Here is a 15741-nt window from a genome sequence, read left to right as displayed (position 1 = left end):
CCCTTTTAATCCCGCAGGTCAATTTGTCGCACCGTAGAAGGTGGTCCAGATGCCGTCTTGATCCCATCGGCGAATGATTTGCACGGGGAGACCGGCCAGTTTCGATTCGATACGTGCGGCTTCACTGCGCATCAGCCCGGACAGAATGAAGCGCTTTTTCTTCAGAAAACCCGGTTTGCAAAGCAGGTTTTTCATGACGTCGTAATGGATGTTCGATACCACAAGGTCGCTCGTAAAGTCCATAAATTTCTCGGCATCTCCCTGGGCGACGAGTATCTGGTCTGCCAGACCATTGAGGGCCACGTTCCGCGCGGCGGTCCGGGCGGCCAGCAGGGTAAGATCGGTGGCCAGCACTTTGGGACAACCCAGCCGGGCCGCCGCAAGCGCCAGCAGGCCGGTGCCTGTTCCCAGGTCCAAAACAGTGCGCATGGACCGGTCTGCCATGGCCAGCTGGAGGGCCTCCAGGCAGTCCCGTGTGGTAGGGTGGGTGCCGGTGCCGAAGACGACCCCCGGGTCGAGTAGGATCGGGGTGTCGATGTCGTTTTCATCCACCGCGAACCACGGCGGCAAAATGGTAAATCGGCCGATGCGGCAGGGAACGATGTCGCCGCCCTGCCACTGGTCGTAGGTCATGTGGTAGTGGTCCAGCACTTTCAGGTCCGGAAGCCTATTTATGGTCGTTTCCACGAAGGCCAGGTTGGGTCGGGTGAAAAAGAGAAAAGAGAAATCGCTCTCCTCCCAGCTGCCGATATAGTCGTCCGGTTTAAAATCGCGACCCGGCCGGAACCGCCCGGAGAGGTAGTAGATGTAAAGATCCTGGTAAGGATTGGCTGCTATGAGAGCGGGTGTCATGGCTGCGGCGCACCGGTTATTCTTTCGGCAGCTTATCCAGGTACCAGTCCATGGGGTCAATCAGTTTATAGCCCAAGGCAGTCAGCTTTTTTTTGACCCTGGCCACGTTGTTGGTCAGCAGGTAGGGAAACACCGCTCGTTTGCCCGCTTCCCAGGTCCGGGCCACCAGGACGCTGCCGAAGGAGATGTTCTCCGCGGTGATGGCGTCCACAATTTTCTTCAGCTGCCCCACCTTCTCTTCGACTTCAATGCCTACCAGGGTTCCGGGCTGGCCGATGCCCAGCACATTGATGAAGGCCCGCAGGAGGTCACGCACGGACAGAATCCCTTTGAGTTTGCCCTCGTCGTCCACGACGGGGAAGGCGCCTACCTTCTCCTTTTGGATCATCAGCAGGGCATCCTGGATGGTGTACATGGGCGAGATGGTTTTGGGGTCGCGGGTCATGATATCGGCCACTTTCAGCTGGGCCAGCTTTTCCCGCTCGCGGGCGGCGCTTTCCTCCCTGATCAGGCTGTAGGGCATGCTGCTGCGGATATCCCGGTCTGTGACGATGCCGATCAGACGGTTGTCCGGGTCCACGACGGGCAGGTGGCGGATGCCGTGGGCGGCCATTTTTTCCTGGGCCTCGAAAATGGACGCATCCTTGTCGATGGTAATGACTTGTGAAACCATGGATCGGCTGACAAACATAATATCCTCCAAGTGGTCGGTGTTGGTTTGCTTTTTCCGCAGCCTTAGCCGTTGAGCAGAATCCTGACGTGGTTGGCGGCCAGTTCTCCCAGCCGCTCCAGGCAGTAACCGCCCTCAAGCACCGAAATCACCCGGCCGGCTGCGTATCGGTTGCCCAGGTTCATGATGGTTTCCATGATCCAGGAGTACCCCTCGGTGGAGAGGTTGATGTCGGACATGTCGTCGTCCCGGTGGCCGTCGAAGCCGGTGGAGGCGATAATGACTTCCGGTTTGAACCGCTCAAAGGCGGGCAGAAGATCGCGTTGGATCAACTGTTTGTATATGTCGTCCCCCTGACCGGGCAACACCAGTGAATTTTTTGTATACCCCTTTCCCGCTGCGGTGCCTTCCTCGAATTCGCGGCCGGTGCCTGGAAAGGCGAAGGAGGGGTGCTGGTGAATGGAGTAGTAGAAGACCGTGGGATCGGTTTCGAATATATGCTGGGTGCCATTGCCGTGGTGGACGTCGAAGTCAATGATGCCCACCCGCTGGATGGCGTGTTCCACCTGCAGGTAGCGGGCGGCAACGGCCACATTGTTGAAATAGCAAAAACCCATGGCCTGGTTAGGCTCAGCATGGTGGCCGGGTGGGCGGACGGCGCAGAAAGCGTTGTCGAGTTCGCCCGCCATGATCCGCCGGGCGGCTTCCAGGATGCCGCCCGCTGCCAGGTATGCGGTTTCATAGGTGTCGATGCACATCTGGTTGTCGGGATAGTCGAAGGTGCGGTTGCCGGACAGGCAGACCTCCTCGAAGCGACGGATGTAGCCGGGGTCGTGAACCGTCTCGACCCACTTCGGATCGGCGCGAACCGCCGGGATAAGGGTCAGCCGGTCCAGCAACCCGGCGTCTTTGATGCCGTTGTAGACGGCGGTGAGCCGGTCGGCCATTTCCGGATGATAGGGTCCCGTGTCGTGAAGCAGATACCTGGTGTCATGCAAATAGCCGGTTCTTTTCATGGGCCTCCTCTTCCGGTCGATTCGTTTTCAGGGGATGATTTTATCGAAAATCGAGTAGGCCGCCGTCAGGGCCGGGTTGGTTTCATCGATCTCGATGGTGGGTCGGCCGTCCATGTCGAATTCATACACCTGCTGGTCATCCGGGATCACACCGGCCAGTTCGAGCCCGTTGCTGCCGAGCATCTCCTTGACCTCGTCGGCCGGGTCGCTTTTGGCCTGGTTGATAATGATGTAGCTTTTCCCCACACCGAGGTTGAGGTCTCTGGCCAGTTTGTGGATGCGCAGCCCAGCCTCCAGCCCCCTGCGGGAGGTGTCGGTGACAATCAGCAGCAAGTCCATGTTCTTGGTGGTGAGCCGGCTCAAATGCTCCATGCCCGCCTCATTGTCCATGACCACATAGGGGTAGTTTCCCGAGAGGCGCTCCAGAAAACCGGACAGCAGGGTGTTGGCGGCGCAGTAGCATCCGGCGCCCTCAGGCTGACCCATGACCACCAGGTCGAAGCCCTGCTTTTCCATGACGGCCTGCTCCAGCTTCATGGATATGAAAACGTCCTTGGTCATGCCGCTGGGCACAATTCCCTTTTTCATCTCCTCGCGGGCATTGCCCAGGGTTTCGGTAACCTCAATCCCCAGGACGTCGTTCAGGTTGGCGTTGGCATCGGCATCGACGGCCAGCACCGGGGACTTGCCCCGGCTGACCAGGTATTTGATCAGCATGCCGGAGACGGTGGTTTTTCCGGTTCCGCCTTTTCCGGCCATGGCAATGGATACGGGCATGATTTTTCACTCCTTTTTCAAACGCTATTTGCTTTCCAGGGCGGTCGGTCTCCGCCGCATTTCGCACAAATAGGTAAGCCAGTTATGGAAAACAGTCAAGGGGATTGTCCGGGGTGATGGTTGACGGTGGTGGAACCCCCCTTGGAACCGGTGCCCGGTGCCACCCAGAACCTTCAATTGCGTCATTATCTGCGCCTGGACGTTTAAATCCGTTGTAAAGCAAACGCCTTGATAAGACAGGGGCCTTGTGCTAAATTCCGGCCATCATCGCTTCGATCGGATGATGGGCTGCCAACGCGTTTCCCGATTCGCCCCTGCCCGTCATGATGCAACGCCTGGATTCTACAGCCGGCGGACACGCTGCCCATGGCCGCTGGTTCGATGACGACCGTTTACCTGTAAAGTAAGGAGACAGCTATGTTTGATCTGGTCAGAAAGAGCATGCTAGCCGGTGTGGGCCTGGCCCTCAAAGCCTGGGACGAGGTGGAGGACCTGGCCAAGGAAGTGGCCGAACAGAGCAAAATGACCGAAAAAGAAGGCCGCAAGTTTATTGACGAGCTGCAGGACCGCTACGAAGACGCCCAGAAGAAGCTGGAAGAGCGTGTCGAAAAAAGCGTCAAGGAACTGCTCAAGAAAGCCGATGTGGTGACCCAGGACGAGCTCAAGGGGCTCAAAAAAGAGATCCGCGATCTGAAGAAGCTGATCAACAGCCAGACCGAGGAGGAAAAGCCCTGACCCGGCCCGGATGATCAGTATACGCAAAATCGGTGTGCTCGGCCGCACCTATCGAAACCTGAACCGCTACCGGCAGATTCTGGCAGTACTCCTCAAATACGGTTTCGATGATATCGTGGAATTGCTCAAGATCGATCAGTATATCGAGATCGGCCTGCAGATGATTTCACGCAACCGTGGCGAGCGCATGGAACGCCTCTCCAGAGCGGCGCGGGTTCGGCTGGCCATTGAAGAGCTGGGGCCGACCTACATCAAGATGGGCCAGATCCTCTCCACCCGGCCGGACCTGGTGCCCGTGGACTTCATCACAGAGTTGGCCCGGCTGCAGGATAAAGTCCCCGCCTTTCCCTTTTCCGACGTGCACCGAATTATCCGCGAAGAGACCGGTCGCCCGGTCGATGACCTGTTCGACCAGCTGGTCGCCGAGCCCCTGGCATCCGCCTCCATCGGCCAGGTCCATCGGGCCCGGCTGAAAGACGGCGAGGATGTGGCGGTCAAGATCCAGCGGCCGGGGATCCGCAAGCTGGTGGAAGTGGATCTGGAGATCATGCTCCATCTGGCCACCCTGGCCGAGCGCCACATCGAAGAGCTCGCCCACCACCGGCCGGTGAAGATCGTTGAGGAGTTCGCCCGGTCCATCGAAAAGGAGATGGACTACACCCTGGAAGCCATAAGCATGGAGCGGGTGGCCCGTTCTTTCCTGCACGACGACACGGTATACATTCCCAAGGTTTACCGGGAGGCAACCACCGAGCGCGTGCTGACCACTGAATTCGTGGACGGCATCAAGGTTTCCCTGCTGGACCGGCTGGACGAAAACGGTTACGACCGCCGGCTGATTACGCGTCGCGGCGCCGACATCCTGCTGACCCAGATCTTCGACCACGGGTTCTTTCACGCCGACCCCCACCCCGGCAATCTCTTCATCCTGCCCGGCAACGTGGTCTGTCTGCTGGATTTCGGCATGATGGGTACCGTGGACCGCAACACCCGCGAGGCCTTCGTGGAGTTGATTGACGCCGTGGTGCGTCGGGATGAACCGCGCACCTCCCAGGTGCTGCTCAAACTGACCCTGTGGGAAGAGGAGCCTGATCTGCGCCTGCTGGGGAAAGACGTGGCCGACTTCATGGGGGAGCACCTCTACAGGCCGCTCAAGGACATCCGGATCGGCCGGCTGCTGCACAACATGCTCGAGCTGGCTGCCCAGCATCGGCTGCGCATTCCGCCGGAGATCTTTCTGATGATGAAGGCCATCAGTACCGTCGAAGGCGTGGGCCTCTCGCTGGATCCCGATTTCGACATGATCGCCCACGCCGAACCGTTCATCAAGCAAGTCAAGCTCTCGCGTTTATCTCCCAAACGCCTGGGCAGCGATGCCGTGAGCATTTTCGCCCAGTACATGGACTTCGTCCAGGAGTTTCCCAAGGACCTTTTAGAGATCACGCGCACCATCCGGCAGAAGAAGTTCACCTTCATGCTGGAGTTGAAAAGCATGGAGAGCATGCTTCACACCCACGATCAGATCAGCAACCGCATCTCCTTTTCGATCATCATCGCCGCCCTGATCATCGGCTCGGCGCTGATCGTCATTTCCAAAACCCCCCCGCTGCTATACGGCATCTCCTTAATCGGCATCATCGGTTTTCTGGCCGCCGCGGTCATGGGCGTCTGGCTGCTGGTGGCGATCATTAAAAAGGGCAGGCTGTAGACCGCGGACGATTTTAGTCAATTTGTATACAAATAGTATCCAGAATGCCTGCGCCCCTCCTGGCTTGGCACACGCAAGAATTTTAAATTGCAATGAATGCGTGTTAAATTCTCATCTGGTACATTCCCTGCAGTCCTAATCCTTGTCCAATGCAACCCGAACTCATCTCATTTAGCCCAGGTAGCCTTTTGCGCTGATTCTGAATCTTTTTGCATCTTGAAATGGACAGGCCTGTTTTTTCCTGAGGATGACCGGCTTAAATAGCCAGAAAACATATAAAATTCATTTGGCGGTCAACCAGCGCAGTGACTGTTTGCTGCAGCCGGGCGCCATACCGGTTTAATCAGAATTTGCATGCTGAGGCGGCACGTGGGCGGAAAAATAAATGCAAAAGATCTGAGATCCATAGCCATTGCCGGTTTGACCATCGGCATCATCCTTGTCCTGATTAAGGGTCAACGGTTGCCCGATGATAACTTTATTCCAAATTTATCACCCAAAACCGTTCATTACCGATTTCTGATCCGCAACACCACCAACCGGCCGGTTGCCGACGCCTACTTTTTCGTGCATGCCCCCCTGAAGCAAACCAGCACCCAGCAGTGTGATCATATCGACGCCTCTCATCCCTTCGAGCGGGTCACCGATCGCCTCGGCAACCAACTGCTGAAGTTCACCTTCGACACCTTTCCTCCCTACGCCTCCAAAATTGTTTCCGTACGCGCCAATCTGATGCGTGCCCCAACGCCCATGGGGCTCGGTGGTTGCGACGCAGCACGGTTTGCCGGCCCTGCAAAGGATGCCCATGCAGACGATATTGCGCTGCGCCACCTGGCGTCCCGGCTCACATCCGGAACGGCCCATGCCACCGCGGCAAATTTGTATGCCTGGGTCGTGGACCACATTGCCTATACCGGGTATTCCCGTGAGGCGAAAGGGGCACGCAGTGCGCTTTCAAACCGCCAGGGGGACTGTACCGAGTTTGCCGATTTGTTTGTCGCCCTGGCGCGTGCCGTGGATATACCGGCGCGAAGGGTTTCAGGGTATCTTGCCCATGAAAACAGCGTTCTCAGGCCTGCGGATTATCACGACTGGGCCGAATTCTTCGAAAACGGCGTATGGCGCATCGCCGACGCCCAGCAGCGCAATTTCGATGCACGCTACCCCGATTACATCGCCATGAGGATTTACGATCATTTGCCCCCTACCTCACCGATTGGTGACTTTCAACTATTCTACGTCCGCGGGAAAGGGCTGAAGGCAAAGATGGATTCATGATCCATGGATCCATTTCCATCACCACGGAGGAAGCGATGAAGAAGGCAGTTGAATCGAATCAATGGCCGGCGCTGTTTGGATGGATGCTTTGTTGGCTAGCATGCTCCGCCCCGTTTTTCCACTGGACCGCCCGTTGCCATGCCTCGGAGGCCGTGTGTGCCGAGGTCAAGATAGAGATCAAGCAGGAACTGACCCTGGAACGTCAGGCCTTCGATGCCCACTTGCGCATCAAAAACGGCCTCGGACACATCTCTCTGGAGGATGTGAGTATTGCCGTGCATTTCAGCGATGCCGACGGCCATGTGGTCCAGGCCACCGCCGATCCCGCCGATAGGTCTGCGCGCTTCTTTATCCGGGTGGATTCCATGACCAATATCGGCAATGTGAACGGGACCGGCACGGTGGCTCCGTCCACCTCGGCGGACATCCACTGGCTGATCATCCCGGCGCCCGGGGCGTCCAACGGCCTGTCGAGCGGGACCCTTTATTATGTGGGGGCGACCTTGACCTATAGCCTCGGTGGTGAAGCCCATACCACCGAGGTGACTCCGGATTATATCCATGTAAAACCCATGCCGCAGATCACCCTGGATTATTTTCTGCCGACTGAGGTTTATGGGGACGACGCCTTTACGGAGGCCATCGAAGCATCCTTACCGTTTTCGTTAGGCGTAAGGGTAAAAAACAGCGGCCATGGGACGGCCCGGCAATTGAAGATCGCCTCCGCTCAACCCCACATTGCCGAAAACGAGCATGGACTGCTGATCGGTTTTTCCATCCAGGGCAGCCAGGTCAATGGGCAAACAGCCACTCCAAGCCTGCTGGCCGACTTCGGGGACATCTCGCCCGGCTCATCGGGCATGGCCCGCTGGATCATCACCTGCACCCTTTCGGGTCGTTTGGTGAAATTCGAGGCGGACTTTTCCCATTCCGATGAACTCGGCGGCGAATTGACCTCCCTGATCGATGCCGTCGCAACCCATTTGCTGGTTCGCGATGTACGGGTCGATGTGGCCGGCAGGGACTCGATTCAAGACTTCCTGGCCCGCGACGGCGACATCTTCCGGGTGTACGAATCCGAGAGCGTCGATGCGCCGGTCACAGACACGTCCGCCGCATCGACCCTGCAATACAAAGGCCTACAGGACGGGCGCATTGCCTATTCCCTTTCAACCCCGGTAGATGACGGATTCATCTATGTGCGCCTGCCGGACCCCTTCAACGGTAATAAAGCCATTCATGCGGCCTTTCGCGGTGACGGCAAACAGATCAAACCCGACAACGTCTGGCTCTCCAAGACCCGCGACGGGCAGAACTGGAAATACTGGGTCAACCTGTTCGATGCGGCATCCACGGGCAGCTATACCGTGAGCTTTGCCGATCCGGTGGCGATGCCCGAAGCACCGGTGCTGCAACCTGTCGAAAACGTGGTTGCCGTCGAGGGCCAACGGATCGGGTTTATCGTGCAGGCCAGTGATCCGGACGGCACCATGCCGGTTTTGTCCGCTGCCCCATTGCCTGCAGGTGCGGCCTTCAGCGATGCCGGCGACGGCAGCGCCGTCTTCGAATGGACCCCGGCCGTCGGCCAGGCAGGGACTTATCCGGTTGCCTTCAAGGCTTTTGACGGTGTGCTGGCCGACACCCGGCAGGTGCAGTTCTCGATTCGTTCCATCCACGACAGCGATGGCGACGGGATCAATGATGCCTGGGAGATGGCTTATTTCGGCAGCCTGGATCGCGACGGCGGCGGTGATTTCGACGGTGACGGCATCAGCGACCTGGACGAGTTCCTGACCGGATCCGATCCGACGGCCGCGGACCATGCCCCCAGCATGCCGGTGATTGTCTCACCGGCCCGGGATGAACCGGTGGCCACATTGACTCCGCAGCTGGTCATTGAAAACAGCACCGATGCCGACGGCGATGGGATCACCTATGAATTCGAAGTGTACGCGGATCCTCGCTTCACCCGCCTGACGGCCGCCGACCACGCCGTGGCCGAAACCACCGCCACCACCGCCTGGAGCCCGCCGGTGGAACTGACCGAAAACCAGCACTATTTCTGGCGCGTGCGGGCCACCGACGGGTACAGTTACAGCCTGTGGGTCTACGGAAGGTTTTGGGTCAACGCGGCCAATGATCCGCCCGGCGGTCTGGCGGTCAGCTTCCCGCCGGACGGCGCCGATGTGGACAGCCTGACCCCGCAGCTCGAAGTGAGCGGGGCCGCGGACCCTGATGACGAGGGGCTGACCTGCTCCATTGAAATCTATGCAGACGAAGCTCTGACCCTGCCGGTAACCGCGGATCACGGCCTGGTGGTTCCCGGCGACGGTACGGTCCGTTGGACGGTGGAGCCCCCCCTGGACGACAACACCCGTTATTACTGGCGGGCCATTGTCCTTGATGGGCAAGGCCTCGCGTCGGCAACGGCCCCGGCGGCATTTACGGTGGACACGACCAACCGCGCACCGACGGCGCCGACCATCGGTTTCCCGGCCGACGGTGCGGAAATATCGGCCATTGATGTGGAACTGAGCGTGGCCAATGCCGTCGATGCCGACGGAGATGCGCTCTGGTACTATTTTGAAATTGATCCGCTGCCGGGCTTTAGCGGTGCAGACAAACAGGCCTCGGTCATGATCGGTGAAGGTTTAGGCGTCACTGCCTGCCCGGTGGCCAACCTGACCGACAACACCACCTATTACTGGCGGGCCAGGGCCACGGATACCGCGGCGCCCAGCCGCTGGGTGGTCGGGCGCTTTTTCGTCAACACGGCCAACGACGGTCCGGACGAGCCCGTTCTGAAAAATCCCGGCCAAGCCGCCTGGGTTGGTGTCCTGGCCGCGGAGCTCGCCCTGGCCGACGGCGCGGATGCGGACCGGGATTCGTTAACCTACCGCTATGAAGTTTATACCGAACCGACCCTGGACAACCTGGTGGCCTGGGGCGAGACCCCATCCACCCGCTGGAGCGTGGTCACCGATCTGACCGATAAAACCCGCTACTACTGGCGAGCGCGCGCCACGGACGAGCATGGCCTTGACGGGAACTGGATGCCGACGGCTTCATTTTTCGTGAGAGAGGAGGAACCGCTCCAGCCCGATACCATCGCAGTCGTCGTCGCCACGGACAAGGGAAGGTTCCTTGAGGGTGTCAGGGTTTACGCTTACACCGCCTCGGGTTCCTATGCGGGTGTATACGCCACCACCGGGTCGGACGGAAAGGCGCTTTTCGATATCGACGCCCTGGCACCTTCCGCCTACCAGTTCCGGGCCGATGTCCTGGGCAGCCGCTTCTGGTCCGAAGTGGTCGCCCTGCCGGACAGCCTGACGATTCCCATCGAAATCGCGGAAGAGCGCGTGGCCGTCACCGTCCACTCCGCAGCGGGCGTGGTCACGGGTGTACGGGTCTACCTGTATTCCGATAGCGGCGCCTATCTGGGACAGTATCTGCAGACCGACGCCAGCGGGCAAGTTTTTTTCGATCTTCCCGAGAGTGGAACCTACCAGTTTCGGGCCGATGTCCTGGGCAGCCGGTATTGGAGCGCTGCGACCATCGTTGTCGACGGCGGCGGCAACACCGCCGACGTCGATGCGGGTGGGGGCCGGCTTCACGTGGTGGTCCAGCAGGATGAGATCACACCCATGTCCGCTATCCGGGTATACCTGTTCAACGGCGGCCAGGCTTACCTGGGCGTCAGTGCCGCCACAGACGAGGCCGGCCAGGTCAGCTTCAATGTGACCGAGGGCGATTACCGGCTGCGTGCCGATTACCTGGGGTACCGGTTCTGGAGCGAACCGGTGCATGTGGTTACCGATACCACCCAAACCATCCGGATCGCCCATCAGTCATCCCGGGTGTCGGTCCAGGGCCTTTTCGGCGACGCCGTTGAACCGATGCCGGGCGTTACGGTCTACCTGTTCTCCGGTTCCAACGCCTATCTGGGTCAGACCTTAAAGACCGATTTGAATGGACAGGCCCGCTTCGACCTGCCCCAGCAGGACTACAGGGTCCGCGCTGACTACCTGGGTGGTCAATACTGGTCGGAAGCGTTCACCTGGGAAGATCCGTCTATCACGATTCCCCTGGCCGACGCCCGCGTGACCGTCAGTGGCGCAGGGCGGCCCAAGGAAGGGGCGTTGGTTTACGTCTTTTCCGAGTCCGGAAGCTACCTGGGCATCCATGCCGTCACGGATGCCGACGGGCAGACTTCCTTCCGCCTTCCCGAAGGCAGCTACGATTTCCGGGCGGATTTCCAGGGCAGCCAGTTCTGGGACCGTGAGCGAGTGCTGGCCGGGGGTGGGGTCAACGATGTCGATATTGCCGTTGGCGGCGGTACCTTCCTGTTGACCGTGAAGACCGACGACGATGTCCCCCTGGTTGGCCTCAAGTGTCATGTTTTCAATGAAAATGAGGTCTACCTCGGTCTGGCCGCATCCACCGGTGAAACCGGTTCTGCCACCTTTGACTTGGCTGACGGCGCATACCGGTTCCGTGTGGATTACCTGGGGCACCAGTTCTGGAGCGAACCGGTCGCGATTCCCGGCAGTGTCTCCCAAGTAATGGCCATCCCCGCAACGCAGGTTCGCGTTCAGGTAATAGCGTCCCAGACAGCCGTTCACGGTGTCAAGGTCCATCTTTTCTCCGAGGCGGAGGCCTACCTGGGACGCTATGCGACGACTGACATCAACGGCCAGGTGCAATTCGACCTGCCCAGCGGCATCACCTTCCGCTTCCGGGCCGATATCCTCGGCAGCCACTACTGGAGTGGGGACGTTGCTGTGGCGCAGGATATGTCCCCGGTAGTGGTCGATGCCGGCGGCGGTCGCATGCGGGTAACTGTGCAAACCGATTCCGGTAGGCCCTTTGCCGGCCTCAAGGTGTACCTGTTCTCTGAAAACGGCGCATACCTGGGCTTGTCAGCCCAGACCGTCGAGGACGGCAGCGTTGAATTCAGCGTCCCCGAAGGGACCTACCGGGTGCGCACCAACACCCTGGGATATTCCTTCTGGCAGGAGAGTATCCAGGTTTTCTCCGATGTGGATGTTGTCTTGACCATCGCTCTCCAGCCGGTGGCGGTTAGTGTGGTGGGCGACCATCAGGGGGTGGACACGGCCCTTGCGGGGATACCGACCCATCTTTTCAGCCATACTGGTGCGTATCTCGGTATTCATGGCGACACGGATGTTCAGGGACGGGTCGTTTTCGACCTGCCTGACAAGCCTTACATGGTACGGGTCGATTATAGCGGCAGTAAATTCTGGTCCGATCCCTTCAACTGGGTGGACCCGACGGTGCGCATTCCCATAGCCGATGCCGTGGTGTCGGTGACCGGTGCAGGGCTGCCGGCCGCGGGGGTCAAGGTCTACCTGTTCTCCGCCGGCGATGCCTACCTGGGCCGCTATGCAACCACTGATGAAACGGGCGCGGTGCGGTTTTGGGTTCCCGCCGGGAGTTTCAAATTCAGGGCGGACTACCAGGCCAGTCACTACTGGAGTGAAGTTGCGGCGCTGGCGGCCGATGCGGAAAACCAGGTGTTGATCAGTGTCGGCGGCGGGAATGTTTCCCTGACCCTGGAAAGGGACGCCGGTGCGCCCATGTTCGGGATCAACTGCTATGCCTTCTCTGAAAGTGGTGCTTACCTCGGCCTGAAAGGCGCGACCGGGCACGACGGCCGGGTGGCTTTCGACCTGGCCAACGGCACCATTCGGTTCCGGGCGGACTACCTGGGGTACCCATACTGGAGCGGTGTGGTGAGCATTCCCGACACCCTGGCCCAAACCATGGTCATCGATCACACGGACGTTACGGTCACCTTGCATGGGGATTACCAGGGGGTCATTCAGCCTCTGGACGGCCGGCGGGCCTACCTATTCTCTCCGTCCGGCGCCTACCTGGGACAGTATCGGACAACCGATGCCGCCGGCAGAGCCGTGTTCAGCCTGCCGGACCAGCCTTACCAGGTCCGCTGTGACAACCTCGGGCAGCAATACTGGTCCGATGATTTCCAGGCGGCCGATACCACGGTGACCATTTACCAGGGCAAAGTCGCCATCCATGTGACCCGCTCGGGCGAGTCGCTGGAAAACGCGCGGGTGTACCTGTTCAGTGCCACGGATAGTTACCTGGGACGCTATGAGAACACCGACGGCGGCGGCAATGTGCAATTCATTCTGCCCGAAGGCCGGTACCGTTTCAGAACGGACCTGGACGGCCGGCAGCAATGGAGCGATGTCATCACCATTGCAGCCGACCTGGAAACCGCGCTGGATGTAATTTTGGAATAAGCCATCGAAAAACAGGAAGCATCAATGAATTTTCATATCCATATTTTGACTAACCGATCGATCAGGATAATCAGCACATATTTGGTGCCATTGATCGGCCTGATTCCATTGCTGTCCATCGCCAGGGTCGATGCCGATCCGATTTCCGCCGACCTGATAAAGAGAATCACACGCACTCAAGACACTGATCTGGTGGTGTCCGCGCAGTCGCTTATCGCCAGGGTCCAAAACGGCGAGAAACTGCTGCTTATTGATATCAGGAGCGCTCCGGAATACGCCGCGCTGCATATTCCCGGAGCCATCAATCTCTCCCTGCATTTCATTAAAACCAAGCCGCACCTCAAATCCGCTCCCATCGTATTGGTGGATCAGGGCCTCTCTTCGCAGCGTCTGTCGCCCGCCTGCCGGGAACTGAGAAACCAAGGCTTCGACCTCCGCATTCTCGACGGCGGCATGCACGCGTGGCGCAGCCACGGCGGCCCCATGGCGGGAGACCCGGTGCGGCAGATGGCCTATGACCGCCTTGCCCCGGCGGACTTCTTCCTGGAGAAAAATGATCCCGGGCACATTGTCTGCGACGCGTCTGCCGCGCACTCGCCCGCATCGGTTCAACTGATGCCCTACGCTATCCACCTGCCCTTGGCTGGCGATCCGGGTGATCTGACCACTCAGGTTGCGAATTTCAAAGCAACCCATACCCGCAAAGGGTCGTTTACAGTTCTGGTGGTCAACGAAAACGGGAAAGGGTATCCCAATTTTCGAAGCGCCTTTGACCGCGCCGGCCTAAAAAATGTGTTCTATCTCGATGGCGGCATCAAGGCTTACGGGGAATACCTGGAAGGTCTGTCACAGTCGTGGCGCCCGCGCAGTGAGCGGTTGGTGATGTTCAGTCCGTGCGGGGGATGTGGGGAGAAGGAATGAGGATTTGAGGGTTCGAGGGAGGGAAACCGTGATACTGCCTGGTCCAAAAAAGTCGGTAAAAAGTGGCTTTCATGTCTCCGCGCCGATTTGGTGAGAGGGGCAGGGTGGGGGTGTTTTCAAGGTTGTAGTGAAGCTTCATGCGCGGAAGATCCACCAAGGAAACCATCAAGAGAGGATCAACATGCAACGCCTTCGTGAACTCGTTCTGACACTGATCGCGGTGCTAATCTTTGGCATGGGCTCCGCAATGGCCGCCGATCTGGTGGTTACCTCCATTACCTGGGACCCGGCCACCGATCTTCAGGAAGGTCAGGATATCACCCTGATCGCGGAGATTCAAAATGCGGACACGGATAGTTTTGCGGCCACATTCAGCGTGAATTTTAGCGTGGACGCGGCCAACCTGGGCGACATGAATGTTACCACCACCGAATTCCCCCTGGGACCCGGTGCAACGGTAACGGTGGCGTTCGATACCACGCTGTACGCCAGTGACCGGGTCGTTACCGTAACGGTGGACAGCGGCAATGCAATCAGCGAAATCAACGAGGATAACAACACCCTCAGCGCGGATCTGCCCGCGATCAGCGACTACAACCCTCCCGAGAATATCTCCGGCTTGGCGCTGACCGACAGCCGGAAGACATCCCTCACCTTTGCATGGAGCCATTCGGTCAATACCATCGGCGACCTGGCAGGCTACAAGCTCTATTTCAACGGCGCGACCGAAGCCGAACTGTTGCCCGCCGCCCAGTCGAGCATGCAGAAAGCCGGCCTTTCGCCCGCTTCGGCTTACGATATCAGAATCACCGCCTACGACCATGCCGGCAACGAAAGCGAGGGCGTATCCGTTACCGGTTACACCGTAATGGAGAACCCTGTCGGCCTAGTTGCCGCCTCGCGACCGGCGTTTGTGGATCTCTCCTGGGAATCGCCTTCTCCTGAAGCTTACGTGGATCACTATGTTGTTTACGTGGGCGAGACCGATTTTCTCACCATCCAGGGTATGACTGCCCGTAAGACCTCAACCGATTCCACCGTGACGATCGGCGGGATGGAGAGCGGGCGGACTTATTATTTTGCGGTGGTTGCGGTGAATCTGTCGGGAGGAGTGGATGAGGCTGTGACGACCATTGCGGCGCCCCTTATGCCTGGCACTGCCGTTAGCGGAAATATTGCTCAGAATACGACCTGGAGCATGGATAACAGCCCTTACGTGGTGACGGGTGACATAACGGTGCGACATTCGAACTACGATTATTACACACACACAGCGCCGGCCTCAGTAACCCTGACGATTGAGCCTGGCGTGGAGGTTCGGTTCGAACCGGGCACAGGGCTTTATATCGGTTCGCACTATTACGGCACGCGGGGCTATCACGGCGCGCTGTCGGTTCAGGGAACGGAGGCCGAGCCCGTCCTTTTCACTTCCAATGCCGCCTCTCCGCAGCCGGGAGACTGGAAGGGGATTGTTTTTCGAAATGCCACCCATGACGC

General features: G+C 59.0%; 10 protein-coding genes. 6 read left to right on the top strand and 4 right to left on the bottom strand.

What is annotated here, in order from left to right; translation table 11 throughout:
- Window positions 1–18 precede the first annotated feature (18 nt).
- The 4 genes from R6V78_RS19450 to R6V78_RS19435 are packed head-to-tail and all read right to left on the bottom strand — an operon-like array spanning window position 19 to window position 3315.
- Entirely contained in the window at window positions 19–852 is an 834-nt protein-coding gene (locus tag R6V78_RS19450; RefSeq protein WP_410291051.1) for a 50S ribosomal protein L11 methyltransferase, read from the bottom strand.
- Between the two features lie 16 nt (window positions 853–868).
- Complete coding sequence (locus R6V78_RS19445; protein WP_410291050.1) at window positions 869–1543, bottom strand: CBS domain-containing protein; 675 nt, start codon at window positions 1541–1543, stop codon at window positions 869–871.
- A gap of 44 nt (window positions 1544–1587) precedes the next feature.
- Window positions 1588–2538: a histone deacetylase gene (locus tag R6V78_RS19440; protein WP_410291049.1), complete on the bottom strand. Its 951-nt coding sequence runs from the start codon at window positions 2536–2538 to the stop codon at window positions 1588–1590.
- A 27-nt stretch (window positions 2539–2565) separates the two neighbouring features.
- Window positions 2566–3315 carry an AAA family ATPase gene (locus R6V78_RS19435; RefSeq protein ID WP_410291048.1) on the bottom strand — a complete coding sequence of 250 codons (750 nt, stop codon included), beginning with the start codon at window positions 3313–3315 and terminating at the stop codon, window positions 2566–2568.
- 417 nt (window positions 3316–3732) lie between these two features.
- Between R6V78_RS19435 and R6V78_RS19430 the strand changes: the two genes are divergently transcribed.
- From R6V78_RS19430 to R6V78_RS19405, 6 genes are all read left to right on the top strand, one after another.
- Window positions 3733–4050, top strand: coding sequence for a phasin family protein (locus R6V78_RS19430; RefSeq protein ID WP_410291047.1), 318 nt, complete (start codon window positions 3733–3735; stop codon window positions 4048–4050).
- A 10-nt stretch (window positions 4051–4060) separates the two neighbouring features.
- Complete coding sequence (locus R6V78_RS19425) at window positions 4061–5758, top strand: ABC1 kinase family protein (RefSeq protein WP_410291046.1); 1698 nt, start codon at window positions 4061–4063, stop codon at window positions 5756–5758.
- Between the two features lie 369 nt (window positions 5759–6127).
- A complete protein-coding gene (locus R6V78_RS19420; protein ID WP_410291045.1) occupies window positions 6128–7036 on the top strand; it encodes a transglutaminase-like domain-containing protein in 909 nt (302 codons plus the stop codon).
- Between the two features lie 35 nt (window positions 7037–7071).
- Entirely contained in the window at window positions 7072–13323 is a 6252-nt protein-coding gene (locus R6V78_RS19415; protein ID WP_410291044.1) for a hypothetical protein, read from the top strand.
- Between the two features lie 84 nt (window positions 13324–13407).
- A complete protein-coding gene (locus tag R6V78_RS19410) occupies window positions 13408–14244 on the top strand; it encodes a rhodanese-like domain-containing protein (protein ID WP_410291177.1) in 837 nt (278 codons plus the stop codon).
- A gap of 181 nt (window positions 14245–14425) precedes the next feature.
- On the top strand, window positions 14426–15741 hold a 1316-nt coding region (locus R6V78_RS19405), incomplete at its 3' end, for a fibronectin type III domain-containing protein (protein WP_410291043.1).

The sequence above is a fragment of the Desulfosarcina sp. genome, assembly GCF_046496365.1.
Lineage (GTDB): Bacteria > Desulfobacterota > Desulfobacteria > Desulfobacterales > Desulfosarcinaceae > Desulfosarcina.
This window is presented reverse-complemented; position numbering and strand designations above follow the sequence as displayed.